Source organism: Roseateles saccharophilus, from assembly GCF_031458095.1.
Taxonomy (GTDB): Bacteria; Pseudomonadota; Gammaproteobacteria; order Burkholderiales; family Burkholderiaceae_C; genus Pelomonas; species Pelomonas saccharophila_A.
The window spans coordinates 227,804-252,873 of sequence record NZ_JAVDXU010000002.1 but is presented as its reverse complement, the minus strand read 5'-3'; the positions used below and the strand labels follow the sequence as shown (position 1 = coordinate 252,873).

Genomic DNA, 25,070 nt, shown 5'->3' with positions numbered 1-25,070 from the left:
TTATGCTGATCCGCCATGGATGTGATCACCCTGCTGGCGGCGGTCCTCGTCAACGCGCTGCTGATGATGCTGGCCCTGGTCGTCAGCGTCGGCATTCGCGCGCGCAGCGGCCTGCAGGCCTGGCAATTCATGCTGCTGGGCCAGGCGGCCGGCTTCGCGCTGTTGATCGGCGCTACGCTGGCCTTGCCGCGGCTGCTGGCCACCCTGGGCGTCATGTCGCTGAGCTTTTCGGCCTCGGCCATGGTGCTGACGGCCGGCCGCTTCCTCAGCCAGCCCGTGTCGCGGCTGGGCCTGCTGCTGCCGCCGCTGCTGCTGGGCCTGGTGCATGCCTTCGTCTTCCAGGACCAGAAGCAGGCGACCGGCCTCACCAACCTCATCATCGGCCTGCAGATCATGTGGGCCAGCTGGCTGCTGCTGCATGGCGCCGAGCGGGTTCGCTGGCGGCTGCTGTGTGGCTTTGCTGGTGCGGCCAACGGCCTGCTGGTGCTGGGGCGCGCCGTTCTGGTGCTGGGCTGGCCCGAGATCTACCCGCGCTTCATCGCGCCGCATCCGCTGAACTTCGCCTCGCTGATGCTGCTCAACGCCAGCCTGGTGCTGGGCACCATGGGCTTTCTGCTCGCCCACCGCGACGCCGCCGAGCAGGCCCTGGTGCGCCTGGCCTCGCTGGATCCGCTGACCGGCCTGCTGAACCGCCGTGAATGGATGAACCGGGCCGGCCAGGCCCTGGGCGCGGATGCCGTCGGCGGCGCGGTGCTGCTGATGCTGGACCTGGATCATTTCAAGCGCATCAATGACGAGCGCGGCCACCCGGTGGGCGATGAGGTGCTGAAGCTGACCGGCGAGGTGCTGCGCGGCGAGTTGCGGGCCAGCGACCTCGTCGGCCGCTATGGCGGGGAGGAGTTCTGCCTGCTGGTGCGCCACTGCGATGCCGAAGCCTTCGGTCGCCTGGACAGCCGCCTGCATCAGGCGCTGCGGCGGCGCTGCGAGGCCAGCCTGGGCTTCCTGGCCGATTTCAGCGCCGGCGCCGTGCGCGTGCAGGCCGGTGAGACCCTGGCCGCCGCCATCAAACGGGCGGATGATCAGCTCTACCGTGCCAAGCATGCCGGACGCGGCCGCACCGAGTGCGCCGACGGCGTCTTGTGATCCGGCGGCTCGCCCCCAAGTGGGCCGACCTGCGCAAGTTTGAGATCATTCGGCCATGGTTCCCCATCTGATCACCGCCCTGAACGGCCCCATCAACGAGCTGGAGGCCCGCATCCTGGAATCCATGCCCGCCACGGAACGCTGGTTCAGGCTGGAATGGATGGAGCACACGCCGACCTTCTACGCCTCGGTGGACCTGCGCAACGCCGGCTTCAAGCTGGCGCCGGTGGACACCAACCTCTTCCCGGGCGGCTTCAACCACCTGACGCCGCAGATGCTGCCGCAAGCCGTGCAGGCCGCCATGGCAGCCATCGAGAAGATCTGCCCCGAGGCCCGCAACCTCCTCGTCATTCCCGAGACCGGCGCGCGCTGCAGCTTCTACCTGGAGAGCCTGGCCACGCTGGCCCGCATCTTCACCCAGGCCGGCCTGAACGTGCGCTTCGGTACCCTGGACACCGCCGTCACCGAGCCGACAGAGCTGCGCATGGCCAACGGCGAGAGCCTGGTGATCGAACCCCTGGTGCGCAAGCGCGGCCGGCTGATGCTCAAGGGCTTCGACCCCTGCACCATCCTCCTCAACAACGACCTCTCCGCCGGCACGCCGCCGCCGCTGATGGGCCTGCACGAGCAATACCTGCTGCCGCCCCTGCATGCCGGCTGGTCGGTGCGGCGCAAGAGCCAGCATTTCCGCGCCTACGACGAGGTGGCCAAGCGCTTCGCCAAGCTGCTGGGCATGGACCCCTGGCTGATCACGCCCATGTCGCAGAGCGTCGACCTGCATGGCAAGAAGGGCCTGGAGGCCCTGCAGACGGCCGCCGACGCCCAGCTGACCAAGGTGCGGCGCAAGTACAAGGAGTACGGCATCAACGAGAAGCCCTTCGTCATCATCAAGAGCGACGTGGGCAGCTATGGCAAGGGCGTCATGACGGTGCGCGACGCCAAGGACATCGAGGGCCTGGCTGAACGCCTGCCCGAGAACCTGGGCCAGGAAGTCATCGTGCAGGAGGGCGTGCCCACCCACGAGCGCGTGCACGAGGCCGTGGCCGAGCCGGTCGTCTACATGATGGACCGCTATGTGGTCGGCGGTTACTACCGCGTGCATGCCCACCGCGGCATCGACGAGAACCTCAACGCCCCCGGTGCCAGCTATGTGCCGCTGGCCTTCGCCGAGTCACCTCATCTGCCGCGTCCCGGCGAGAAGCCCGGCGCCAGCGCGCCCAACCGCTTCTATATGTATGGCGTCATCGGCCGCCTGGCCATGTTGGCCGCCAGCTACGAGCTGGAGGCGACGGACCCGCAGGCGGAGGCGGAAGCGGCCTGAATTGAAGCCCCTCGCCCAGTCGCGCAGCGCTGAACGCGCACACGCCTGGTCGGTCTTGCAGACCGCGCTGCGGCAGCGCCGCAGCTCTTCGGCAGGCACGGTGAGTCCACTGGACTCACCATGTCCGGCCTCAGCCCCCGAGGGGGCGGCGATGCTTGCGGCGTCGAGCCGCAAGCACATCGCCAGAGCGGGCCGGCTCGGGAGCGGCCCAGCGCTCGGCCCGGAATGTCCCGTTTCGTGCGACTGGGTGCCGCGAACGCGGAATGGTCGGCGGAAGGTAGGGGTTGCCCCGGCCTGGTCACTTTCGGCAGGGCGCCTGCTTTCGCCTAGGCTGCCGGGTTTTCGAGCTTCGCAGCCTTCCCATGAAAGCACCCCGCCTTGCCGCTCTGGCCCTGACGCTGTCCCTGGCCGGCCTGGCCGGCCTGGCCGGCGCCGCCCCGCATTCCGGCCTCGACCTCGCCGGCTTCGACCGCGTCGTCCGCCCGCAGGACGACCTGTTTCGCGCCGGCAACGGCCATTGGCTGTCCACCACCGAGATTCCGGCCGACAAGTCCTCCTTCGGCATGGTGGCCCAGTTGCGCGACCTGTCCGACCAGCGCGTGCGCGCCCTCGTCGAAGGCCTCGCCAAGGCCAAGCCGGGCTCGGCCGAGCACAAGCTCGGCGCCTACTACGCCAGCTTCATGGATACGGCGGCCATCGACAAGGCCGGCTTGGCGCCCGTGAAGCCGCTGCTGGAGAGCCTGAGCGCCGTGCAGACCCGCGAGCAGCTGGCCGCCTGGCTGGGACAGAGCAACGGCGTCGTCGACCAGCCGCTGACGATGAGCGTTGATCCCGACTTCAAGCAGCCCGGCATCAGCCGCCTGACGCTGAACCAGGCCGGCCTGGGCCTGCCCGACCGCGACTACTACCTGAAGGACGACGCCCGCATGGCCGCCGCCCGCACGGCCTACCAGGCCTATCTGCAGGCCCTGGCCGGCGCGGCCGGCCTGCCCGACGGCGCCGCCGCGCGTGCCTATGCCCTCGAGCAACGCCTGGCCGCGGCCCAATGGCCGGCCGAGGAGAACCGCGACCCGCAGAAGGTCTACAACCCCATGACGCCGGTCGAGCTGGCGGCCAAGGCGCCGGGCCTGGACTGGGCCGCCCTGCTGGCCGCCGCGGGCGTGCCGGCACCCGACCGCGTCATCGTCGCCCAGCCGAGCTATGCCGCCGCTGCCGCCAAGCTGCTGGCCGAGGCGCCGCTGGAGGATGTGCGCGCCTATCTCGCCCTGCGCGCGCTGGACCTCAACGCCGATGTCCTGCCCCAGCCCTTGCGCGAGGCCCGCTTCGCCTACCGCGGCACGGCCTTGAGCGGCGCCAAGACCGAGCAGCCGCGCTGGCAGCAGGCGGTGGCCGACGTCAACAACAACCTGGGCGAGGCCGTCGGCGAGGCCTATGTGAAGCGCCATTTCGCCGCGGCCGACAAGGCGCGCATGCTCAAGCTCGTCAACAACCTGCTGGCGGCCTATGGCGAATCCATCGACGGCCTGACCTGGATGACGCCGGCCACCAAGGCCAAGGCCAAGGACAAGCTGTCCAAATACCTGGTCAAGATCGGCTATCCCGATGTCTGGCGCAGCTATGCGGCGCTGGAGATCAAGGCCGGCGACCCGCTCGGCAACCGCCAGCGTGCCCAGCGCTTCGAATGGCAGCGCCAGGCCGCCAAGGCCGGCAAGCCGGTGGACAAGCGCGAATGGGGCATGACGCCGCAGACCGTCAACGCCTACTACAACCCGACCTTCAACGAGATCGTCTTCCCGGCCGCCGTGCTGCAGCCGCCGCTGTACAACACCCGGGCCGACGACGCGGTGAACTACGGCGCCATCGGTGCCGTCATCGGCCACGAGATCAGCCATGGCTTCGACGACGAGGGCAGCCAGTTCGATGGCGAGGGCGCGCTCTCCAACTGGTGGACCGATGCCGACCGCCAGGCCTTCGAGGCCGTTGGCGCCCGTCTGGTAGCCCAGTACGAGGCCTACGAGCCCATCCCCGGCAAGCATGTGAACGGCAAGCTGACCCTGGGCGAGAACATGGCCGACCTGTCGGGCCTGCAGATCGCCTACAAGGCCTATCTGCGGTCGCTCGGCGGCAAGCCGGCGCCCGTCATCGACGGGCTGACCGGCCCGCAGCGCTTCTTCATGGGCTGGTCCCAGGCCTGGCGCGAGAAGATGCGCGAGCCGCGCCGCCTGCAGCAGCTGACGGCCGACCCGCATTCGCCGGCCGAATTCCGCGCCAATGGGGCCGCCGTCAACCACGACGGCTTCCACGAAGCCTTCAAGACCCAGGCCGGCGACAAGATGTTCAAGCCCAGCGAGGCCCGCATCCGCATCTGGTGACGGTCTCGCCCGCGCCTACGCCTGCCAGGGGGCAGGCGTCAAGCCTCGGAACCCAGGTTTTGCTGCGCTGCACAAAAACCCAAAACCGGGCGCAGAATGCCCACTTTCGAACAAACGCCACCCCAAGCCGGTGGTCTTCGTGAAGTGAGTTCTTCCCACGCGGCTCGCAGCCCTTCGGCGCTGGCGGGTCTGACCCTCGGGGCCCTCGGAGTGGTCTATGGCGACATCGGCACCAGCCCCTTGTACGCCCTCAAGGAGGTCTTCCATGGCGGCCACGTCGCCACCACGCCGGACAACATCCTCGGCGTGCTGTCCCTGCTGTTCTGGACGCTGACTACCGTCGTATCCGTCAAATACGTGCTGCTCATCCTGCGCGCGGACAACAACGGCGAAGGCGGCCTCATCGCCATGCTGGCCCTGGCCACCAATGCCGTGAACGACAAGCCGCCGCTGCGCCGCACCCTGCTGCTGGTGGGCCTGTTCGGCACGGCCATCTTCTTCGGCGACGCCGTCATCACGCCGGCCATGACGGTGCTGGGCGCCGTCGAGGGCATCGACGTCTACGAGCCCCAGTTCCACGACGCCATCCTGCCGATCACGCTGATCGTCATGGTGGGCCTGTTCGCCGTGCAGCGCTTCGGCACCGGCGGCATCGGCAAGGCCTTCGGTCCCGTCATGCTGACCTGGTTCCTGGTGCTGGTGGCCCTGGGCCTGCCGCATATCTTCGACAACCCGCATGTGCTGACTGCCGTCAACCCGGTGTACGCGTTGAAGTTCTGCCTGGAATACCGCTGGGTGGCCTTCGTTGCGCTGGGCGCCGTCGTGCTGGTCGTGACCGGCGGCGAGGCTCTGTATGCCGACCTCGGCCACTTCGGCAAGAGGCCCATCCGCATCGCCTGGTACGGCGTCGTCATGCCGGCCCTGGTCATCAACTACTTCGGCCAGGGCGCCATGCTGCTGGACAACCCCGAAGGCGTGAAGAACCCCTTCTTCCTGCTGGCGCCGGGTTGGGCCGAGATCCCGCTGTTCCTGCTCGCCACGGCGGCCGCCATCGTCGCGTCGCAGGCCCTGATCACGGCCGCCTTCTCGGTCACCAAACAGGCCATTCAGCTGGGCATCCTGCCGCGGCTGCGTGTGCTGCACACCAGCGTGCGCGACACCGGCCAGATCTACGTGCCCTTCATCAACTGGGGCCTGTTCGCCCTGGTCGTCGTCGCCGTCGTCTTCTTCGGCTCGTCCACCAAGCTGGCCGGGGCCTACGGCGTGGCCGTCACCATCGACATGACGATCACGACGGTGATGACCTTCTTCGTCATCCGCTACGGCTGGAAATACCCGCTGGCCCTGTGCGTCGCGGCCACCGGCGTCTTCTTCCTCATCGACGTGACCTTCCTGGCGTCCAACCTGCTGAAGATCGCCGCCGGTGGCTGGTTCCCGCTGCTCATCGGCATCGGCATGTTCACGCTGATGCTGACCTGGAAGCAGGGCCGCAAACAGCTGTCCGACAAGCTGCGCGAGGACGCCATCGAACTCGACACCTTCCTCGACGCCGTCTTCATCAACCCGCCGACGCGCGTCGCCGGCACGGCCGTCTTCCTGTCGGCCGAGAAGGGCTCCACGCCCAACGCGCTGCTGCACAACCTCAAGCACAACAAGGTGCTGCACGAGCAGAACGTCTTCGTCACCGTCAAGCATCACGAGGTGCCGTGGATAGGCTTCGAGAAGCGCTGCGAGGTCGAGGCCCTGGGGCATTGCTGCTGGCAGGTGGCCCTGCATTTCGGCTTCAAGAACGAACCCGACGTGCCCGAGGCCCTGGCCCTGCTGAAGAAGCATGGCGTGCAGCTGGACGACATGGAAACGAGCTATTTCTTGAGCCGTGACATCGTCATCCCGACCATCGGCTCGGGCATGGCGCTGTGGCGCGAGAAGCTCTTCGCCAGCATGCACCGCAACGCGGCTGCCGCGGCGGACTTCCTGCATCTGCCGACCAACCGCATCGTCGAGCTCGGTAGCAAGGTCGAGATTTGAGCGGGGCCACGCCGGAGCGCCGCCTGGGTGCCCGGCATGCCGCCGCCTTGTACGTCGGCATGGTCGTCGGCGCCGGCATCTTCAAGACCTCGCCGATGGTGGCGCAGTCCCTGCCCGATGTGGCCCAGCTCTACCTCGCCTGGGCCCTCGGAGGCCTGCTGTCCTTTGTCGGCGCCCTGTGCTTTGCCGAACTGGCCGCGGCCTTCCCGGACGCCGGCGGCGACTACCACTTCCTGAGCCGCGCCTATGGCCGGCGCCTGGGCTTTCTGTTCGCCTGGTCGCGCTTCGCCGTCATCCACACCGGCTCCATGGCCCTGCTGGGATTCGTCTTCGGCGACTACCTGTCGCAAGTCGTCGACCTCAGTCCGTGGCTGGGCATGCATGCCAGCGCGCTGCTGGCTGCGGCATTGATCGTGGGGCTGACGGGGCTCAACCTGCTGGGCGTGCGCGTGGGCCTGGGCACGCAGCTGGGGTTGACGACCCTGGTCATCGCCGGCCTGCTGCTGCTGGGCCTGGCGGCCGGCGCCCAGCAGCTCGGCGGCCAGCCGCCCGCAACCCAGGGCGCGGCGACGCCACGCACCGACTGGGGCACAGCCATGGTCTTTGTCTTCCTGGCCTATGGCGGCTGGAGCGATGCGGCGACGCTGTCCGCCGAGATGCGCGACGACAAGCGCGGCATCGTCCGCGCGCTGTTGCTGGGCCTCGGCGTCGTCATGACCCTCTATCTGCTGGCCAACTGGGCCTACGTGCGTGTGCTGGGCCTGCCCGGCCTGGCGCACAGCGAGGCGCCGGCTGCCGAGCTGATGCGCGTCGCCTTCGGGCGCGGCGCCGAATTGCTGATGGTGGGCCTCGTCACGCTGACGGCCCTGTCGGTCATGAACGCCATCCTCATCGCCGGCCCGCGCACCACCTATGCGGCGGCGCGCGACCTGGCCTCCGAATGGCGGCTGGCGCGCTGGAACGCGCAACGCGGCACGCCCAGCGCCGCCGTCGTCGCCACAGCCGCCGTGGCCTTGCTGCTGGTCGCCCTGGGCGACGCCACGCGCGGCGGCTTCTCGACCATGGTGGACTACCTGTCGCCGGTCTACTGGGCCTTCCTGGTCCTCAGCGGCGGAGCGCTGATCGTGCTGCGCCGGCGCGAGCCCGATGCGCCGCGGCCGTTTCGCGTGCCCCTCTATCCCTGGCTGCCGCTGCTGTTCAGCGTCTGCAGCGGCTATCTGCTGTGGGCCAGCCTGGCCTATGTGAAAGCCGGCGCCGTTGTCGGCGTGGCGGTGCTGGCGGTGGGCGGTTTGCTGCTGCTCTTGCTCAAGCCTTAGCCGCTGCAGAGCAGGCGCCGCTCGATGCGCCCGTCGTGCACATGCACCAGCTCGCCCTTGGCGAGCGGCTGCCAGGCCTCGGCATCGTCGCCCAGCGGCTCCGATGCGATCGCCCAGCCGCCCGGCTGGGGCTTGAGATAGAGGCTGGGTGGCTTGTCGTCGCTGGCCCAGCGCACGGCCCAGAGCTGTTCACCGTCGGCCAGGGCCGCCGAGAAGCGCAGCGGCGTGGTGAAGCCGCGCACCTCCATCTCGTCCACCGTGTCCAGCAGCACCTGGCGCGTCGCCGCCTCCACCGTCGCGCCGGCCTTCACGCGGCCCATGATGAGCAGGAAGAGCAGCTCGGAGTCCGTCGCACCGCGGCGCAGGTCGTAGAGCTCGTCGGACAGCTGGGCCTCCATGCCGCGGCGCAGGCGCGGGAAGTCGCCGACCTGGCCGTTGTGGATGAAGAGATAGCGACCGAGATGGAAGGGGTGGCAGTTCAGCCGCGACACGCCGCCGCCGGTGGCCGCCCGCACATGGGCCATGAAGAGGTGGGAGCGCACATTGGCGCACAGGGCCAGCAGGTTCTCGTCGCTCCAGGCCGGCATGACCTCGCGGTAGACGCCCGGCGCGTCGCGCTCGCCATACCAGCCGATGCCGAAACCGTCGCCATTGGTCACCGACTTGGCTTCCGATGCCTGCAGGCTCTGGCGCACCAGGGAATGGCGCGGCTTGCAGACCAGATCTTCCAGATAGATCGCGTCGCCCGAGTAGGCCAGGAACCGGCACATCGACAAATCTCCTCAGGTTCCCATCATGCCTCGCCCCGATTCGGGCCGAGCGCCGGGCCTGCCACAGGCCAGAGGCCTGTGGCGCTCCGTAGGCACAAGCAGTCCGCAGGGACTGCTTGTGTCCGACTCCGCTCCGCAAGCCGGCCCGCCGGTGGCGGCGCGGGCCTGGGCGAGGGGCTCAAAGCTATGCTGGCCGCATGAGCCGCTTGCTGCAAGACTTTTCGCCGTCCACCGTCGTGGCCGGCTTCGTCGCGGTGCTGGTGGGCTACACCAGCTCGGTCGCCATCATCTTCCAGGCCACCGTGGCCCTCGGTGCCACGCCGGCCCAGACCGCCTCCTGGCTGTGGGCCCTGGGCCTGGGCATGGGCCTGACCAGCCTGGCCCTGAGCCTGTGGACGCGCCAGCCCATCCTGACCGCCTGGTCCACGCCCGGTGCGGCCCTGCTGGCCTCGACCTCGGGCGTGGAGATGCCCGAGGCCATCGCCGCCTTCGTCGTCTGCGGCCTGCTGATCGCCTGGGCCGGCGCCAGCGGCTGGTTCGAGAAGCTGATGGACCGCATCCCGGTGGCCATCGCCTCGGCCCTGCTGGCCGGCGTGCTGGCCCGCTTCGGCCTGGATGCGGTGACCAGCGTGAAGACGGCGCCCGGGCTCGTCGTCGCCATGGCCGTGGCCTATCTGGTCGGCCGGCGGCTGTGGCCGCGCTATGCCGTGCCGGGCGTGCTGATCGCCGGGGTCATCGTCGCCCTGGCCCAGGGGCGACTCAGCTTTGCCGGGGTCGACACCTCGCAGCTCTTCGCGCTGCCGGTCTGGACCGCGCCCCATTTCACCTGGCATGCCGCCATCGGCGTGGCCCTGCCTCTCTTCATCGTCACCATGGCCTCGCAGAACCTCCCCGGCGTGGCGGCCCAGCGTGCCAGCGGCTATGCAACGCCCGTGTCGGCTTCCATCGCCGTGACCGGCGCGGCGACGACGCTGCTGGCGCCTTTCGGCGGCTATGCCTTCAATCTCGCCGCCATCACGGCCGCCATCTGCATGGGCCGCGAGGCGCATGAAGACCCGGCACGCCGCTACACGGCCAGCGTCGCCGCCGGCCTGTTCTATGTGCTGCTCGGCCTGGCCGGCGGCGCCGTCGCCATCCTGCTGTCGGCCTTCCCGCGCGAACTGGTCGCGGCGATTGCCGGCCTGGCCCTGCTCGGCACCATCGCCGGCGCCCTGGCCACGGCGCTGAAGGACGAAGGCCATCGCGACGCGGCCATCCTGACCTTCCTGGTCTGCCTGTCCGGCATCAGCCTGTTCGGCATCGGCGCAGCCTTCTGGGGTGTGGTGGCCGGCGGCGTCGCGACCGCCGTCGCGCTCTTTCGCCGTTCTCAGCCCTAGGCGGGCGGGGCGTTCGGCCCTGTGCAACACTGGCCGGATTGCACAGGCGCTGCCCCGATCATGAAGCTGCTATTCGTTGCCGACCCTCTCGACACCTTCAAGACCTACAAGGACTCCACCTTCGCGATGATGCGCGAGGCCGCCAAGCGTGGCCACAGCATCGTCGCCTGCGAGGTCGGCCAGCTGGTCTGGCTGCGCGGCGGCCGCGTGACGGCCCGTGCTGCCCGCCACATCACGCTGACCGGTGATGCGCATGACTGGTTCAAGGTCGAAGCCACGGCCGATGTCGCCCTCGCCGACGTCGACGCCGTGCTGATGCGCAAGGACCCGCCCTTCGACAGCGAGTTCTTCTATGCCACCCATCTGCTCAGCCAGGCCGAGCGCGAGGGCGCCAAGGTCTTCAACCGTGCCAGCGCCCTGCGCGAACACCCCGAGAAGCTGGCCATCCTCGAGTTCCCGCAGTTCATCTCGCCCACGCTGGTGACGCGCGCCCCGGCCGAGATCCGCGCCTTCCACGCCGAGCAGCGCGACATCATCCTGAAGCCGCTGGACGGCATGGGCGGCATGGGCATCTTCCGCGTCAAGGACGATGGCCTCAACCTCGGCAGCATCATCGAGACGCTGAACAAGGACGGCACGCAGACGGTCATGGTGCAGCGCTTCATCCCGGCCATCGCCGAGGGCGACAAGCGTATCCTCATCATCGGCGGCAAGCCGGTGCCGCATTGCCTGGCGCGCATCCCCCAGGGCGGCGAAGTGCGTGGCAACCTCGCGGCCGGCGGCAAGGGCGTGGCCCGACCGCTCACCGCGCGGGATCGCGAGATCGCCGAATATCTCGGCCCCATCCTCGCCGCCCGCGGCCTGCTGCTGGTGGGCCTGGACGTCATCGGCGAGAACGTCACCGAGATCAACGTGACCAGCCCGACCTGCTTCCAGGAGATCACCGACCAGAGCGGCTTCGACGTCGCCAAGATGTTCGTCGACGCGCTGGAGGCGGCGCTGCACTGATCGCCCTGGCGGTATCCCTTTTGGCTGCGGCGCGGCCTTGAGCGACGATCGAGGTTCCACCTTTGCACGTCGCCATGCCATTCAACCGCCGCCAGTTCAGCCTCGCTCTCGCCGCCGCCCCCTTCGTCCCTTCGATCAGCCGGGCCCAGGACGCCGGCTTCAACCAGCTGACCGAGAAATTCCTCGAGGCCCTCTGGCGACAGGATCCCGACGCCGCCGTCGCAGCCGGCCGCTTCGAGTTCGCGCCCCGCGTGACCCTGCCCAGCCATGGCCAGCGCGACCGCATGCGGGCTTTCCTGGCGAGGTGGCAGGCCGAGTTCGAGCGCCAGCCCGAGATCGCGCTGAGCACCAGCCAGCGCATGGATCGCGCCTTGTTGATTGGCAAGATCCAGAGCGACCTCTGGCGCCTGGACGTGCTGCGTGAATGGTCCTGGAACCCGGCCGAGCACAACCCGGCCGCGCCGCTGGACCTGCTGCTGAATACCGACTACGCGCCGCTGCCGGCGCGGCTGAAGGCGCTCAAGCCGCGCATCGCCGCTTTGCCGGCCTATTACCGCGCGGCCCAGGCCAGCCTGACCGGTGTCACGGGCGAGCACACCGAGCTGGCCATCCAGCAGGCGCCTGGCGTGCTCGGCGTGCTGGACGACATCGCCAAACGCGCCGCCGAGGCCGGCCAGGCCGCCGCCCTCAAGGCGCCGCTGGCCCAGGCCCGCGCCGCGGTGAACGGCTATGTGGCGCATCTGAAGAAGCTCAAGCCGGTGCGGGGCTTCCGCCTGGGCGCCGAGCGCTACGAGCCCAAGTTTGCCCACGACATCCAGTCGGCCCGCACGGCCAAGGAGACCTACGAGCTCGCCCAGCAGCGCCGCGAGGAGGTGCTGGCCAGCATGCAGACCCAGGCTGCCGCGCTGTGGCCCAGTGTCATCGGCAGCGAGACGCCGCCCAGCGACCGCTTTGCGCTGATCGGCCGCGTCATCGCCAAGCTCAGCGAGCGCCATGTGGCGCGTGAGCGTTTTGTCGACGAGATCCGCGCCCAGATCCCGCAGCTGGAAGCCTGGGTGCGCGACCACGACCTGCTCAGCCAGGACGCCAGCAAGCCTCTGGCCGTGCGCGAGACGCCCGAATACCAGCGCGGCGTGGCCGGCGCCAGCATCGAGGCGCCCGGCGCCTACCGCCCCCAGGACCGCACCTATTACAACGTGACGCCGCTGGACGACCTCAAGCCCGAGGAGGCCGAGAGCTCGCTGCGTGAATACAACCACTGGATCCTGCAGATCCTCAATATCCACGAGGCCATCCCGGGCCACTACACCCAGCTCGTACATGCCAACCGCGCGCCGAGCAAGGTCAAGGCCCTGTTCGGCAACGGCGCCATGGTGGAGGGCTGGGCCGTCTACGGCGAGCGCATGATGATCGAGAGCGGTTACGGCGCCTCGCCCGAGATGACGCTGATGTACGGCAAATGGCATCTGCGCTCGGTCACCAACACCGTGCTCGACTACAGCGTGCACGTGCTCGGCATGAGCGAGGCCGACGCACTGGACCTGCTGGTGCGCCAAGCCTTCCAGACCGAACGCGAGGCCAAGGAGAAGTGGCGCCGCGTGCAGCTGACGTCGGTGCAGCTGACCAGCTATTTCAGCGGCTACAGCGAGATCTTTGCGCTGCGTGAGGCGCTCAAGGCCAGGCCGGGTTTCAACCTCAAGGCCTTCCACGAGCAGTTTCTCAGCTATGGCAATGCGCCGGTGCGCTTGATTGCGGCCGAAATGCTGAAGTAGAACTGGAGCCCCTCATCTGGTCTCGCCTCGCTGAACGCGGGCGCGACCAGCCGGTCCCCCGAGGGGACGGCGATGCTCGCGGCATTGAGCCGCGAGCACATCGCCCAAGCGGGCCGGCTCGGGAGCGGCCCAGCGCTCGGCCCGAAATACGCCCGACGACTGAGGTGAACATTGCCGCGAGATAGCGCGCCGCGCGTGCGTTACTGCCGCTTGCGCATGGGTGGGCTTGGCTAGCATGGCGCCCAGCATTCACCGGGCTTGCTCATCCATGCGCATCTATCTGCACCGCATCCTCTTGCTGCTGCTGGGCTCGGCCCTGTCCCTGTCTGCCAGCGCCCAGGTCTTCAAGTGCGTGGACAGCACCGGCAAGACGGCCTACCAGTCGCAGCCCTGCCCGGAAGCGACGCGCAGTGCGCAGATCGATGTGCGATCCGTTTCGGCCTTGCCGGCCTTGCCCGCCAACGGGTCGGTCTCGGAAATCCGCCAGACCTTGGTGGCCAGTTGCATGGCCCAGGGCGCACGCAGCACACCGGCCCTCGCACGCATCGCCGCCGAGCAGCCGCGCAAGTTCCGCGACTTCTGCGACTGCACCGCCGACACCACCCTGACTCAGGTCGACCGGGTCAAGGAACTCGCGACCCGGGGTGACCGCGCGGGCATGGAGAGGCTGGGTATCCAGGTGGGGCTGGCCTGCGCGTCGCGCCTGCAGTAGCCCCAGGTAGGGCTTTACAAGCTGAAGCGGTCATGCACCCGCGGCGCCGTCGCCTGAGCATCGTCATTGCGCCAGACCGGACCGGGCGGGCTTGAACGCCGCCAGCGCCGCGGCACGCGGTCGATGGCGATGAACCAGGCCGTCAGCTCGCCGGCGGCGTCGATGCGAAAGCGCAGGAACCCCTTGTGGTCCTGGCCGTCCAGGGCCGCGTAGCCGTTGTTGGTCAGCAGGCCCAGGCGACACATCAGGGCCAGATAGCCGCCGAAAAGTGCCGAGCCCAGCACCGTGCCGCCCGCAAAGACACCCGCCCCGACCAGCAGCGAATGCAGGATCAGCCCGAGGGACTGGTCGCGGTTGCCCAGGCCGGCCCACAGGCTGACGGCCTGGTGCATGAAGAACTCCAGGCTGAACACCGCCACGACGTGGACGAGGGCATGCACGGCGCCCATGCCCCAGGTGACGGTCCAGCGTGTCGTGAGGCCATCGTCGGGCGACAGCTCGTCCACCGCTTCGCGGCCCATGGCCATGCAGCCAAAGGCCATCAGCAGGTTGATGAGGAAGCCCAGCGGGCTGAACACCATGGCCTTGAGCCACAGGGCCAGCACGCTGCCGTAGTCGCCCGGCCCATAGACCCACAGCGGCTGGAAGCCGTCGGCCTTGAAGGACCAGGAAAATGGCATGGAGTTCAGATAGGCGTTGAACCAGTAGAGGGCGCCGACGAGCAGGGCGAAGCCGACATTGCCGTTGCCGCCTTCGCGCCGCGGCAGGAAGGCGAACAGATTGCGCCAGGCGCGGCCGCGCGAGGCCTGGGCGCCCGGGTAGACGGTGGCCTCCTGGCGCTCGAAGCGCCGGCCCTTGGCACGTCGGCCCGTCAGCCCGACCTTGAGGGCCGGCGTGGCGCTGCGCGGCTCCGGCGGGATGCAGTCCTCGGTGTCGAATTCCCGCAGCCGCACCGGCCGCGTCGTCGCCTTGGTGTGGGTGGGGTGGGTGAAGGCGCCGCCGCAGCCGCAGGTGACGAGGCGGCCATCCCTGTCCAGGTCCTGCGAATCCCAGCGCATGTAGTGGTGCAGGTCGCCCGCCAGCCGCAGCCGGATGCGGCCGCGCAGCAGGCCCTCCAGGCGCTGGTAGCGCTTGGGATGGCTTTCGTCGGCACCGTCGCCGATGGGGCGGGTCCAGTAGGGCTCGGGGTAGATCAGGACGACCTTGTCTTCGGGGCCGATGAGGGCGGGCTTGCCATGGCCGCCGATGGCCAGGGCCTCGAACTGCTCGTACTGGTCGCGGTCGATGTCGTGGGTCAGCGCGAAGTCCAGGGCCAGGGCCCACCAGCCGCCCGGTAGCTTGACGCAGAAATAGGACTGGCGCTGCGGGATATCGGCCCCCAGCAGCGGTGCCGAGTCGTAGCCGCGCACGAAATAGCGGCTGAAGGTGGACGCCGAGTCCATCCAGTCGTGGTTCTGCGGCACGGCCGCCAGCGTCAGCCGCCGGCCGCGCACCATCGTGTCGGCGAAGTCGTTGCGCACGGCCTCGAACATCTCGACGAAGCGGTAGCGGTAGTCCTCGGTGCTGGCGGCCGGGTAGGCGAGGTCGCCGCCGAAGAGCAGCAATTGCCCTCTCGGGAGCGTCTGCAGGTTTTCGCCGCCGGTCTTCAGCTCCGGCGCCAGCGCGGCGCTCGCCACCGCATAGCTGGCATTGCCGCCGTCGCCGGTGTCGGCAATGAAGTCGAACCAGAAGTTGCCGTCCGCCTCCGGCTGGCTGCGGTCGATGACGACCAGGGGCGTCAGCTGGCTCTCGCGGCCATCGCGGTTGCGCAGCTGGTCCAGTGACGACAGCACCTGGCGCGCCGCCGTCCACAGCACCTCGGGCTGGTACCAGGCGACGGGGTGGCGGTCATGGGGCGGGACGGAGCGGCCGAGCTTGAGTGGGGGCATGGGCCGCGATGATCGTCGCGTGCCGCGCGCCCATCAAGTGCGGCCGCGGCGCATACTGGTCGTCCGACTATCCATCGCCACGACCATGCGCCTCGCCCTCGGTGCCGCCAGCCTTGTGCTGTGCCTGCTGTCCTCGCTCGCCCAGGCGCAGACGGACAGCCTGGACCAGTTCCATCGCCAGCTCGGCAAGCTGCCGACCCAGCATGTCGTGCACTACCTGAAGTCCAATCTCGACGGCAGCGTCCGCCAGGTGCAGTCGCTCTATTTCGCCGGCCCGCTGCAGCTGGAGGTGCTGAAGGTGGAAAACGACGGCCGCTACCTCGGTCTCGTCGAAGCCAGGCTGGACCCGCAGACCCTCACCGAGAGCTGGATGCGCTCCTACAACCGCCTCGAGCAAGGCGTACAGCCGCTGCAGATGGCGTTGAACAGCGACCCCGGCCAGCGCCGCCTCGTCGCGGCCGTGGCCAAGGCGAAGCTGCCGGTGCAGGTTTCGCATCTGCCGGCCCACATCTACAACTTCGACCTCGCCGGCCTCAACGCCACGCTGCCCCTGCTCAAGCAACCCCGGGCCGACTTCCAGGTTGGCATCGTCGACCCGGATTTCGAGTTCCTGCGCCAGCGCTTCAAGCCCGATGGCGGCGAGCAACTGGGCGGCCTCGTCGACAAGGGCGTGGCGACCTTCAAATACCTGGGCGACGAGACCCTGGATGATGTGGCCGTGCATCGCTACGAGGTGGGTGGTCCGGCCTTTGCCGGCAAGCTGGGCACGCTCTGGGTCAATGCCCAGGACCGCCTGATCCAGCGCATCGAGCACCCCGTGCCCGACAACCCGACCTGGACCAGCTTCCGTCTCGACCGCATGGCCAGTCGCCCGATGACGCGTGCCGAATGGAAGGCCTTCAAGGTGGCCACCATCCGGCGCGCCCAGGATCTGCGCGAACGGCCCTGAAACTCAGCCGCGGGCGGCCTGCAGCCGGTGTCCCGCGGCGGCCTTGTAGCTGTTGATCTCGGCGGCGACCTCGGCGGGGTCGATGACGTCCTCCAGCCTTGCAAAGCCGTCCGGCGCCAGCGCCTCGACGCGGTCCAGGATGGCGTCCAGCCCCTCGCGGCGATTCATCTCGACGATGCGGGCGCACAGCGGCCGGCGCTCGTCCTCGTAGGCGGCCAGGGCCGTTTCGAGGTCGGCGTGGTTCGTTAGGGCCTCGGCCAGGGCCCGGGCGTCCATGATGGCCTGGGTCGCGCCGTTGCTGCCAATGGGATACATGGGGTGGGCCGCATCGCCCAGCAGCGTCGACGGGCCGAGGCGCCAGCGCGGCAGCGGGTCGCGGTCCACCATGGGCCATTCCAGCATCTGCTCGGCGCGGGTGATGAGGCCGGGCACGTCCAGCCAGTCGAAATGCCAGCTGCCGAAGGTGGGCAGCAGGTCGTCGAGCTTGCCGGTGCGGCTCCAGTCGGCGCGGTCGGGGGCGGTCAGGCCGGGCGTGGGTTCGTGTACGCGGCGGTCGGCAATCCAGTTGATGAGCTGCAGCCCATCGGCCCGCGGCGCGCCAATCGGATAGACGACGAACTTGGCCTGGCTGTAGCCGGCCTGCACCATGGTGCGGCCATCGAGGAAGGGCGGCGCCCAGGACGTGCCGCGCCACATCATGACGCCGCGCCAGCAGGGCGGGCCCTCGTCCGGCGCCAGGCGCCTGCGCAGGGCCGAGTGGATGCCGTCGGCGCCGACGATGAGGTCTGCGGCCAGCTCGCGCGGGCCGTCGGCCGTCTCGATCAGGGCGATGTTGCCGTCGCGCACGCCGACGACGCGCTGGCCACTCAGCACCGTGACCCGAGCCGAGGCCTCGCGCCAGAGCCGCATCTGCAATTCGCCGCGGTGGATGCTGAACTGCGGATGGCTGTAGCCACCGGCCAGGCCGCGCGGGTCGCGATGGATGGCCTGGCCATGCCGGTTGGCAAAGACCAGGGCCGAGGTCTCGACGGCCATCTCGCGCAGTGCCGGCAGCAGACCCAGCTCGTCGAGCACGCCCACCGCATGGGGCAGCAGGTTGATGCCCACACCCAGGGGCCTGGGTTCGCGAACCGACTCCAGCACCGTGACGTCGTGGCCGCGAGCCTTCAGCGCGAGGGCCGCCGTCAAGCCGCCGATGCCGCCGCCTGCGATGAGGATCTTCATGCCATTCAGGGTAAGCGAGATGGTTGCATACTGCAACTAAAACTACCCTGGATTGGTGAGCAAGATCGACAGCCCCGATCCCGAAGGCCTGATGCTGCCCGTGCCCGGCGTGGACTACGGCCCGCTGGACGGCCTGCTGGGCTATGCGCTGCGCCGCGCGCAGAACGCGCTTTATCTCGACTTCTATCGGGCCACGGCCGATTGGGACGTCAGCCCGCAGCGCTTTGCCGCCCTGGTGCTGATCGCGCGCAACCCGGGCCTGCGCCAGGGCCTGCTGGGCCAGGCCATGGGCCTGCACCGCAGCGGCGCCCTGCGGCTGACCGACTGGTTGACCGCCCAGGGCTGGGCGGAGCGCCGCGACGCGCCCGACGACGCCCGGGCCTGGGGTCTCTACCTGACGCCGAACGGCAAGCGCCGCCTCGTCAAGCTCGAGGCCGCCGTCGCCGCACATGACCGCGCCCTGCTCGCCGCCCTGGGCGACTCCGGCGCCGCACTCAAAGCCGGGCTGGAGCGCCTGGCCTGGGTGGCCACCGCACAGAGCACCGCCCCCGACAACCAGCCCAGGAGACAGAAACCATGATGGACCGACGCCACCTTCTCGCCGCGCTTGCGGCTGCACCCTTCGCCGCCCGCGCCCAGGGCCAGCCACCGCGCATCCTGGTCGGTTTCCCGGCCGGTGGCTCGGTGGACACGACGGCGCGCCGCTTCGCCGAATTCAGCCGCGGCAAGCTGGGCGAGACGGTGCTGGTCGAGCAGAAGGTCGGCGCCGGCGGCCGCATCGCCATCGCCGGGCTGAAGGACGCCGCCCCCGACGGCCAGACCCTGCTGCTCAGCCCCTCGTCGATGTTCACCATCTACCCGCATGCCTACCGCAAGCTGGCCTACAACCCGGCGACCGACGTCATCCCCGTCGCGCCGCTGGCCCTGTCGACCTGCGGCTTCGGCGTCGGCCCCATGGTGCCGGCCACCGTGAAGACCCTGGCCCAGCTGGCCGACTGGTTCAAGGCCAACCCCGACAAGGCCGCCTATGCCTCGCCGGCCGCCGGCGCCATGCCCCATTTCCTGGGCAACCAGTTCGAGCATGCGGCCGGCCTCAAACTCACCCATGCCCCCTACCGGGGCGCTGCGCCCGGCATGCAGGACCTGATGGGCGGCCAGATCGCCTCGGGCTGCTTCTCCATCGGCGACTTCCTGCCGCATTTGCCCAGCGGCCGGGTGCGCCTGCTGGGTGTCACCGACAAGGCCCGCTCGCGCTTTGCGCCCGAGGTGCCGACCTTCGAGGAGCAAGGCTTCAAGGGCATCGTCGGCGTCGAGAGCTATGGCCTCTTCGTGCCGGTCAAGACGCCTCAGGCCGCGGTCGACAAGCTGGCCGACATTGCCCGCAATGCGGTGCGCGAGCCCAGCGTCATCGACGCCCTGGCCAAGCTGGGTTTCGAGCCCTTGTCGCTGCCGCCGGCGGACTACGCCAAGCGGCTGGCGGCCGAGCGCGACTACTGGGGGCCGGTCGTCAAGGCATCGGGCTTCAGCTCGGACGATTGAGGCCCGTCCACACAACGGCCACGACCCTGCGGGAACGCCCGTTGCACTGGTGTTGACAGGCCTTAGTCCGCCGCGGCCCAGGTTTCAAGCTCGGCTGCGGCCTGAGGCCACCCGCAAGTGAGCGATGGATTGAGCCGGGCCAGCGCATATGTTTTGCAGATGGCCGCCCGACCCGTCGGCTATCGGCAAGGCTGAACTTCGCCCGCTGGCGGACTCGTCATTGCGCATCGGCGGCATGCATTGCACGCCGGCGTACAGGGTCTGCTCAAGGGAGATCAACCATGAGACTCGGCCAATTGCTCCTTGCCAGGAAACTGGCGCTTGTGGCGGCACTGCTCTTCTTTGCGGGAGCTCGAGCGGATCCCGTCTTGCCGGTGCTCAACCCGGTGGATTCCAACTCGCCGTTCGGCATCCAGATCGTGGCGCAGGTGTCCAACTCGCCAATCCTGGAGGGCAAGAAAGCGACCTTCACGTTCACCGTGCAGAACAACACCGCCAACTTCCTCATCCTGGACGAGGCCAAGCTGACGATTGACTTCCCGACGCTTCCCGACGGCAAGGACAGGCCCCGGAATCCGGTGAATGTCTCGTTTGCCCCGTTCATCGCGCCAGGGGGATTGGGGGTCTACGACTACATGGCGGAGTCGGGTCCGCTGGACTTTGGCGACTTCGGCGTCAGCCCCATCACCTTCGAGATCTGGATGAGCGAGATCGCCGGCCAGCCCCTCAGCCTTCCGCCGATCATCAACACGCTAGGCCCCTGCCCGGCCCCTGCGCAGGCCGTGGGCTGCAATGTCATCACTTTCTTTGAGCCCTTCCTGAACCCGCCCTTCCTGGTCGGCCCCCAGCACGAGGCGGACAATTTGCAGAACCCCATGCCCTTCCGGGTTAATGACCTTCCGGAGCCCTCGAGCCTGGCGCTTGTCGGCATTGCGGGTCTCGGACTGCTTCGTGGTGGGCTTCGCCGCGGCAAGAGCTGCTCCCCGTAGAGCCGACTGCTCCTGCTTGCTCGTGGGCCGTGAGGCAACGCGTTGGACTGCCAGGGGGGCGAATAGGGCCTAGCATGCCGGCTCCACTCACGGAGCTGCCTGAATGCCTTGGCGTCCACTGGCCGTTTGCCTGGCCGTTTGCCTGACCCTGAGCGCTGCGCAAGCGGCGACTGACACCGCGCGGCTGCAGACCCTGCTGACCGAGCAGCAATACGCCTCCGTGCGTGCCGACGTCGATGCGCTGCTGCGCGCCAGGCAGCCGGCCGCCGCCGAGCGCGCCGTCATCTACCAATGGCTATTCGCCCGCGACGATGGCGCGGCCATCGATCGCCGAACGCGCGGTGCATTGGCGGACGACAAGGCCGACGTCATCGACCTGCTGGCCGCCGGCCGCCTCGCGCTGGACCGGCGTGACTTCGAGCGCGCCAGGCAGTGCTTCGAGAAAGCCCTGGCGCGGGCGACGCGGCCCGTCGACAAGGCGCAGGCCCTGCGCGGCCTGGGCCAGCGCCACTACCAGCTGCGCGAGTTCGACGCCTCGCTGCACAAGCTCGAAGCAGGCGTTGCCGCCGAGCGCACGGCCGACGGCCTGGCAGCACTCGCCGACACGCTGATCCGCCTGGGCCGCACCGAGGACGCGATTGCCGCGGCCGAAGCCGCGGTCGCGCTGAACCGCCATCACGAAGCCGCCCACTACCTGCTCGGCAACGGCTATGCGCGCGAGAACTACAGCCAGCTCGCGGCACGCCTGGGCGATGGCTTTGCGCCGTTGATGGCCGATGTGAGGCGCGCTTCCGATGCCTTCGAGAAGGGCGACTTCGACACGGCGCTCTCCCTCAGCCTTGCCGTGCTGCAGCGCTGCCCTCAGCTGGGCCGTGCCCACGCCATCACCGCCAAGGCGCTGGAGTCGCAGCGCTTTGCGATCGACGTGCACCGCGCCGACTACGAGCGCCGCTTTGCCGCCCTGCCCATGCCCGTCGTGCCCGGCATTGAACGCTATGTGCTGAACTGGAAGGCGCTGTCACCGCGCCACCAGAAGCGCGTGGCCCTGTCGGTCGCGCCGTGGAAGGCTTTCATCCCGGTGTTGGTGGAGGGCGGCGCCACTCACTTCATCAAGCCGATGTGGATGCGCCTGTCCGAGACGCCTCAGGCCCATGCGCTGAAGGATGCCCGCATCGACTACGACTCGCGCCTCTGGGACGATGTGCGCGGCATGGGCGGCCACTTCACGGTCACCGGCATCGAGGACGTCGAGCGCAGCATCTTCGACCGCTACAACACCGTGCTGCACGAGCTGACCCACCAGGTCCACGGCGTGCTGACGGCCGACCAGGCGCGCGGCATCGAGGCGCTGTACCAGCAGGCCAAGGCGCGTGATGCGAAGACCCGCAACGGCTTCCTGTCGCGCTATGCCGGCGGCTCGGTGTGGGAATACTTCGCCGAAGGGGCCAATGCCGAAGCCTCGCCGCGCCGCGACGCCTATGACGGCCGCGAGATCGTGCGCGAGCGCCTCATCGAACTGGACCCGGCCCTGCGCGCCGCCATCCAGCGCTTCTATGCCCAGCGCGACACGCGCGCCAGCCTGCCGGTGGCCCTGGTCAATGCCGGCAGCCAGAAGCTGGAGGACGGGCAGCTGGCTGAGGCCAGGCCGTTGTTTGCCCGCGCACTCAAGCTCGCGCCGACCGACGAGCGCGCGCTGACGGCCCAACTCAATGCACTGGCCATCGAGGGCGACGGTGTCGCCGTCGCCGAGCTGGCCACGCGCGCCCTGGCCGCCCATCCGCGCAGCGGCGCGCTGCGCACCGGCGTGGCCGACGCCCTCTGGCATGGCGGCCGCCCGCTGGCCACCGAGGTGCTGCCCGGCCTGGCGCGCGATGTCGATGTGCTCAAGGGCGAGGACCGTTTCCGCGTCGACCTCGCGCTGGCCGACTACCACCGCCGCCTGGGCGATGTGGCGCAGGCCCAGGCCGCCTACCAGGCCGTGCTGGCCTACCAGGGCGACCAGCCCGAGGCCTTGTGGGGCCGCGCCGCCACGCTGGCCCTGGGCGGCCAATGGGACGAGGCCTTCAAGCAATATGAGGCCGTGCTGCGCCTGCGCACCGGCCTCGTACCGTTGCGCCGCGACTATGCGCTGGATCTGCTGCGCGCCGGCCGCACCGAGGCGGCCCGGGCCCAGATCAAGGAGACCCTGATCCTCGACCCGGCCGACCCCGACACGCTGGCGCTGAAGGGCTGGCTGGCCCTGGTCGACGGCGACGCTGCGGCGGCGAGCCGCGATGCTGGCCAGGCCCTCAAGCTCGGCCCGTGGAGCGACCTGGCCGTCATCGTGCAGGCCGCGGCGCTGCAGGCCCTGGGGCAGGGCGATGCCGCCCAGGCCGCGCTCGCGCCGCTCAAGCAGCGCATGGCCACCCAGGCGCCGCCGCAATATGTCTACCGGCCCGAGAAGTCAGGCTGGTTCTCGGTGCACGAGCTGCCGGCCAGCGAGCGTCGCGTCATGGAGCTGCTGATCAAGTGAAGTTCCTCAAGCGCCTCGAAGCCGCCCACCTCAACGGGCTCAGCGTGGCGCTCGGCGTCGCGGCCACGCATGTCGTCGTCGGCGCGCTGTTCGGCGAGACGGCCGGCCTTGCGGCCGTCGGCGGGGCTGTCTGCGCCAGCCTGACCGATGTACCCAACCCGCCGCAGCGCGTGCTGCCCCGGGTGCTGCCGGCCGCCGCGGCGGCCGCGGTCGTGACGCTGCTGGTGGGGCTGACCGACCATTCCCTGGCGCTGACGGTGCTCCTCATTGCCGTCGTCACCTTCCTGTCGCTGATGGCCCTGGCCTGGGGCCTGCGCGCCGGGCCGCTGTCCTTCGCGCCCGTGCTGGCCATGGTGTTTGCCATGGCCTGGGACCGCACCGCCGGCGCCACCTCGCCGCTGGAGCATGCACTGTGGGTGGGCCTGGGCGGTTGCGTCTATGCGGGCTGGGCGCGCACCAGTGCCGTCGTGCTGCGCCACCGCCTGCGCGAGCTGGCCCTGGCCACCGCTTTGCGCGCGACCGAGAAGCGGCTGCGCTCGCGTGCCGAGCGCATTGCCGGCGCGGTGGGCGGGGCCGAGGCCCGCATCCGCGCCTCCATCGCCGACGACGTCGTGCTGGCCGATGCCCTGCAGGCCGCGCGCGACCAGGTCTTCGCCGCGCGCCGCTCGCCGCGCAGCCGCCGCCAGACCGATCTCGTGCTCGGCCTCATCGAGCTGCGCGACCTGCTGCTGGCCAGCCGCCTCGACACCGAGCTGCTGGGCCAGGACTTCCCCGGCCGCCAGTGGCGGGCCGCGCTGGCCGATGCGCTGCGCCATCTGGCCGATGTGCTGGCGGCCCTGGCCAACAGCGTGGCCTATGGCGCGCCACTGCCCGAGGTGTCGGCCGAGGCCTGGGCCCAGCAACTGGCCACGCGCCTGGCCGATGTCAGCGCGCCGGCCGGCGATTCGCGCGGCCATCTGGTGTCGGCCTTGCAGTCCCGCCTGCGCCATATGCTGGACGACGTCAGCGCCATGGTGGCCCGCCAGGCCGCTGCTGACGATCCTGAAAGCCCCTGGACGCCCGAGAGACTGGCGCCTTTCGTGTCGCCCGAGGGCTGGCCGCTGGCGGCGCTCAAGCCGCATCTGAGCTTGCAGTCCGGCGTCATGCGCCATGCGCTGCGCTCGGCCCTGGCGCTGTCCTTCGCCTATTGGCTGGGGGCCATGCTGCCCTGGGCGGCCCATCCCTTCTGGCTGATGCTCAGCGTCGCCGTCGTGCTGCGCGGCAACCTCGAGCAGACGCTGTCGCGCCGCAACGAACGCATCATCGGCACCGTGCAGGGCTGCCTGCTGGTGCTGCTGCTGGCCCATGTGCACTGGACGCCGCTGTTGAGCCTGTGCTTCATCGCGGCGGTGGGCACGGCCCATGCCTATGTGAACCGCCGCTACCGCGTCGCCGCGACGGCCGCCACGCTGATGGCTCTGCTGCAGCCGCTGATGCTGGCGCCGGGCAGTCAGCCCTTCATCGGCGAGCGCCTGGCCGACACCTTCATCGGCGCTGGCCTGGCCTGGCTGTTCAGCTTCGTGCTGCCCTCCTGGGAGCGCGCCGTCGTGCCGCGCCTGGGCGCGCAACTGCGCGGCGCGCTGGCCCGGCATGCCGGCAATATGCTGCAGTGGCGCCCGAGTGCCGACGCGCAGCTGGCCCAGCGCCTGTCGCGCCAGCAGGCTTACACCGCGTTGGCCGCGCTGGCCGCGGCAGCCCAGCGCACCCGCGTGGAACCCGAGAGCGTGCGCCTGCCCGAGGCCGAGATCGAGTCGGCCCTGAGCCATGGCTATCGACTGATGGCCCTGCTGGGCGCCGTGCAGCACCAGGTGCAGAGACGCACCGAGCGCCTGGACGCCGCCAAGGCCGAGACCGCACTGCCGCTGGCGCGCAAGGCCTGCGTGGACATCCTCAAAGGCGAACCGGCCACGGGCACCGACCCGGCCGAGATTCCCGACGGCGATGCCGGCGCCTGGCCCGAACATCTGGGTCAGCAGGACCTGACACCCTGGCTGCTGAGGCGCTTGCGCCTGTGCCGCCATGAATCCCGCGAACTCGTCGCCGCCCTGAATCAACTAGGAGAAGCCTCATGA

18 protein-coding genes are annotated in these 25,070 nt (G+C 69.6%); 15 read left to right on the top strand and 3 right to left on the bottom strand.

Features of this window, described 5'->3' with window-relative positions; genetic code table 11:
• Positions 1–15 precede the first annotated feature (15 nt).
• The 5 genes from J2X20_RS13720 to J2X20_RS13700 all read left to right on the top strand — a co-directional run bounded on the left by J2X20_RS13720 (position 16) and on the right by J2X20_RS13700 (position 8,180).
• Entirely contained in the window at positions 16–1,143 is a 1,128-nt protein-coding gene (locus J2X20_RS13720) for a GGDEF domain-containing protein (protein WP_310265638.1), read from the top strand.
• 55 nt (positions 1,144–1,198) lie between these two features.
• Positions 1,199–2,464, top strand: a complete 1,266-nt coding sequence (gene gshA / locus J2X20_RS13715) for a glutamate--cysteine ligase (protein WP_310265635.1) — start codon at positions 1,199–1,201, stop codon at positions 2,462–2,464.
• 362 nt (positions 2,465–2,826) lie between these two features.
• Complete coding sequence (locus tag J2X20_RS13710) at positions 2,827–4,836, top strand: M13 family metallopeptidase (protein ID WP_310265630.1); 2,010 nt, start codon at positions 2,827–2,829, stop codon at positions 4,834–4,836.
• A gap of 144 nt (positions 4,837–4,980) precedes the next feature.
• Positions 4,981–6,864 carry a potassium transporter Kup gene (locus tag J2X20_RS13705; RefSeq protein ID WP_310265628.1) on the top strand — a complete coding sequence of 628 codons (1,884 nt, stop codon included), beginning with the start codon at positions 4,981–4,983 and terminating at the stop codon, positions 6,862–6,864.
• A complete protein-coding gene (locus J2X20_RS13700; RefSeq protein ID WP_310265626.1) occupies positions 6,861–8,180 on the top strand; it encodes an APC family permease in 1,320 nt (439 codons plus the stop codon). The genes J2X20_RS13705 and J2X20_RS13700 overlap by 4 nt, the downstream gene beginning before the upstream one ends.
• Here J2X20_RS13700 and J2X20_RS13695 read toward each other — a convergent pair.
• Complete coding sequence (locus J2X20_RS13695; RefSeq protein WP_310265624.1) at positions 8,177–8,950, bottom strand: class II glutamine amidotransferase; 774 nt, start codon at positions 8,948–8,950, stop codon at positions 8,177–8,179. The two genes, J2X20_RS13700 and J2X20_RS13695, sit on opposite strands and share 4 nt — an antisense overlap.
• Before the next feature lie 197 nt (positions 8,951–9,147).
• Between J2X20_RS13695 and J2X20_RS13690 the strand changes: the two genes are divergently transcribed.
• The 4 genes from J2X20_RS13690 to J2X20_RS13675 all read left to right on the top strand — a co-directional run bounded on the left by J2X20_RS13690 (position 9,148) and on the right by J2X20_RS13675 (position 13,818).
• Positions 9,148–10,326: a benzoate/H(+) symporter BenE family transporter gene (locus J2X20_RS13690; RefSeq protein ID WP_310265622.1), complete on the top strand. Its 1,179-nt coding sequence runs from the start codon at positions 9,148–9,150 to the stop codon at positions 10,324–10,326.
• 60 nt (positions 10,327–10,386) lie between these two features.
• Positions 10,387–11,334, top strand: a complete 948-nt coding sequence (gene gshB / locus J2X20_RS13685) for a glutathione synthase (protein ID WP_310265620.1) — start codon at positions 10,387–10,389, stop codon at positions 11,332–11,334.
• Positions 11,335–11,408: 74 nt separating this feature from the next.
• A complete protein-coding gene (locus J2X20_RS13680) occupies positions 11,409–13,106 on the top strand; it encodes a DUF885 domain-containing protein (protein WP_310265619.1) in 1,698 nt (565 codons plus the stop codon).
• Between the two features lie 268 nt (positions 13,107–13,374).
• Positions 13,375–13,818 (top strand): DUF4124 domain-containing protein, encoded by a 444-nt coding sequence (locus tag J2X20_RS13675; protein ID WP_310265618.1) that lies wholly within the window; start codon positions 13,375–13,377, stop codon positions 13,816–13,818.
• Positions 13,819–13,832: 14 nt separating this feature from the next.
• Here J2X20_RS13675 and J2X20_RS13670 read toward each other — a convergent pair whose 3' ends face one another.
• Positions 13,833–15,746: a hypothetical protein gene (locus J2X20_RS13670; protein ID WP_310265614.1), complete on the bottom strand. Its 1,914-nt coding sequence runs from the start codon at positions 15,744–15,746 to the stop codon at positions 13,833–13,835.
• 85 nt (positions 15,747–15,831) lie between these two features.
• Here J2X20_RS13670 and J2X20_RS13665 point away from each other — a divergent pair, with 85 nt between their 5' ends.
• Positions 15,832–16,695 (top strand): hypothetical protein, encoded by an 864-nt coding sequence (locus J2X20_RS13665; RefSeq protein ID WP_310265612.1) that lies wholly within the window; start codon positions 15,832–15,834, stop codon positions 16,693–16,695.
• Positions 16,696–16,698: 3 nt separating this feature from the next.
• On the opposite strand, the gene J2X20_RS13660 is transcribed toward J2X20_RS13665, so the two are convergent.
• Positions 16,699–17,919 (bottom strand): flavin-dependent oxidoreductase, encoded by a 1,221-nt coding sequence (locus J2X20_RS13660; protein ID WP_310265610.1) that lies wholly within the window; start codon positions 17,917–17,919, stop codon positions 16,699–16,701.
• Between the two features lie 55 nt (positions 17,920–17,974).
• Here J2X20_RS13660 and J2X20_RS13655 point away from each other — a divergent pair, with 55 nt between their 5' ends.
• The 5 genes from J2X20_RS13655 (at position 17,975) to J2X20_RS13635 (ending at position 25,070) form a co-directional block, all read left to right on the top strand.
• On the top strand, positions 17,975–18,499 hold the full coding sequence (locus J2X20_RS13655) for a MarR family winged helix-turn-helix transcriptional regulator (protein ID WP_310265608.1): 525 nt from the start codon (positions 17,975–17,977) through the stop codon (positions 18,497–18,499).
• Positions 18,496–19,458 (top strand): Bug family tripartite tricarboxylate transporter substrate binding protein, encoded by a 963-nt coding sequence (locus J2X20_RS13650; RefSeq protein ID WP_310265606.1) that lies wholly within the window; start codon positions 18,496–18,498, stop codon positions 19,456–19,458. The genes J2X20_RS13655 and J2X20_RS13650 overlap by 4 nt, the downstream gene beginning before the upstream one ends.
• Before the next feature lie 281 nt (positions 19,459–19,739).
• Entirely contained in the window at positions 19,740–20,447 is a 708-nt protein-coding gene (locus J2X20_RS13645) for a hypothetical protein (protein ID WP_310265604.1), read from the top strand.
• 103 nt (positions 20,448–20,550) lie between these two features.
• Entirely contained in the window at positions 20,551–22,959 is a 2,409-nt protein-coding gene (locus tag J2X20_RS13640) for a tetratricopeptide repeat protein (RefSeq protein WP_310265601.1), read from the top strand.
• Positions 22,956–25,070, top strand: a complete 2,115-nt coding sequence (locus J2X20_RS13635; RefSeq protein ID WP_310265597.1) for an FUSC family protein — start codon at positions 22,956–22,958, stop codon at positions 25,068–25,070. Before J2X20_RS13640 ends, J2X20_RS13635 begins: the two co-directional genes overlap by 4 nt.

What these genes read in the sequence shown, in the direction of transcription:
- J2X20_RS13720 (WP_310265638.1), top strand. Translation starts at nt 16, where the DNA reads ATGGATGTGATCACCCTGCTGGCGGCGGTCCTCGTCAACGCGCTGCTG.
- J2X20_RS13640 (WP_310265601.1), top strand. Translation starts at nt 20,551, where the DNA reads ATGCCTTGGCGTCCACTGGCCGTTTGCCTGGCCGTTTGCCTGACCCTG.
- J2X20_RS13680 (WP_310265619.1), top strand. Translation starts at nt 11,409, where the DNA reads ATGCCATTCAACCGCCGCCAGTTCAGCCTCGCTCTCGCCGCCGCCCCC.
- gshA (WP_310265635.1), top strand. Translation starts at nt 1,199, where the DNA reads ATGGTTCCCCATCTGATCACCGCCCTGAACGGCCCCATCAACGAGCTG.
- J2X20_RS13690 (WP_310265622.1), top strand. Translation starts at nt 9,148, where the DNA reads ATGAGCCGCTTGCTGCAAGACTTTTCGCCGTCCACCGTCGTGGCCGGC.
- J2X20_RS13695 (WP_310265624.1), bottom strand. Translation starts at nt 8,950, where the DNA reads ATGTGCCGGTTCCTGGCCTACTCGGGCGACGCGATCTATCTGGAAGAT.
- J2X20_RS13670 (WP_310265614.1), bottom strand. Translation starts at nt 15,746, where the DNA reads ATGCCCCCACTCAAGCTCGGCCGCTCCGTCCCGCCCCATGACCGCCAC.
- J2X20_RS13650 (WP_310265606.1), top strand. Translation starts at nt 18,496, where the DNA reads ATGATGGACCGACGCCACCTTCTCGCCGCGCTTGCGGCTGCACCCTTC.
- J2X20_RS13660 (WP_310265610.1), bottom strand. Translation starts at nt 17,919, where the DNA reads ATGAAGATCCTCATCGCAGGCGGCGGCATCGGCGGCTTGACGGCGGCC.
- J2X20_RS13675 (WP_310265618.1), top strand. Translation starts at nt 13,375, where the DNA reads ATGCGCATCTATCTGCACCGCATCCTCTTGCTGCTGCTGGGCTCGGCC.
- J2X20_RS13665 (WP_310265612.1), top strand. Translation starts at nt 15,832, where the DNA reads ATGCGCCTCGCCCTCGGTGCCGCCAGCCTTGTGCTGTGCCTGCTGTCC.
- J2X20_RS13645 (WP_310265604.1), top strand. Translation starts at nt 19,740, where the DNA reads ATGAGACTCGGCCAATTGCTCCTTGCCAGGAAACTGGCGCTTGTGGCG.
- gshB (WP_310265620.1), top strand. Translation starts at nt 10,387, where the DNA reads ATGAAGCTGCTATTCGTTGCCGACCCTCTCGACACCTTCAAGACCTAC.
- J2X20_RS13710 (WP_310265630.1), top strand. Translation starts at nt 2,827, where the DNA reads ATGAAAGCACCCCGCCTTGCCGCTCTGGCCCTGACGCTGTCCCTGGCC.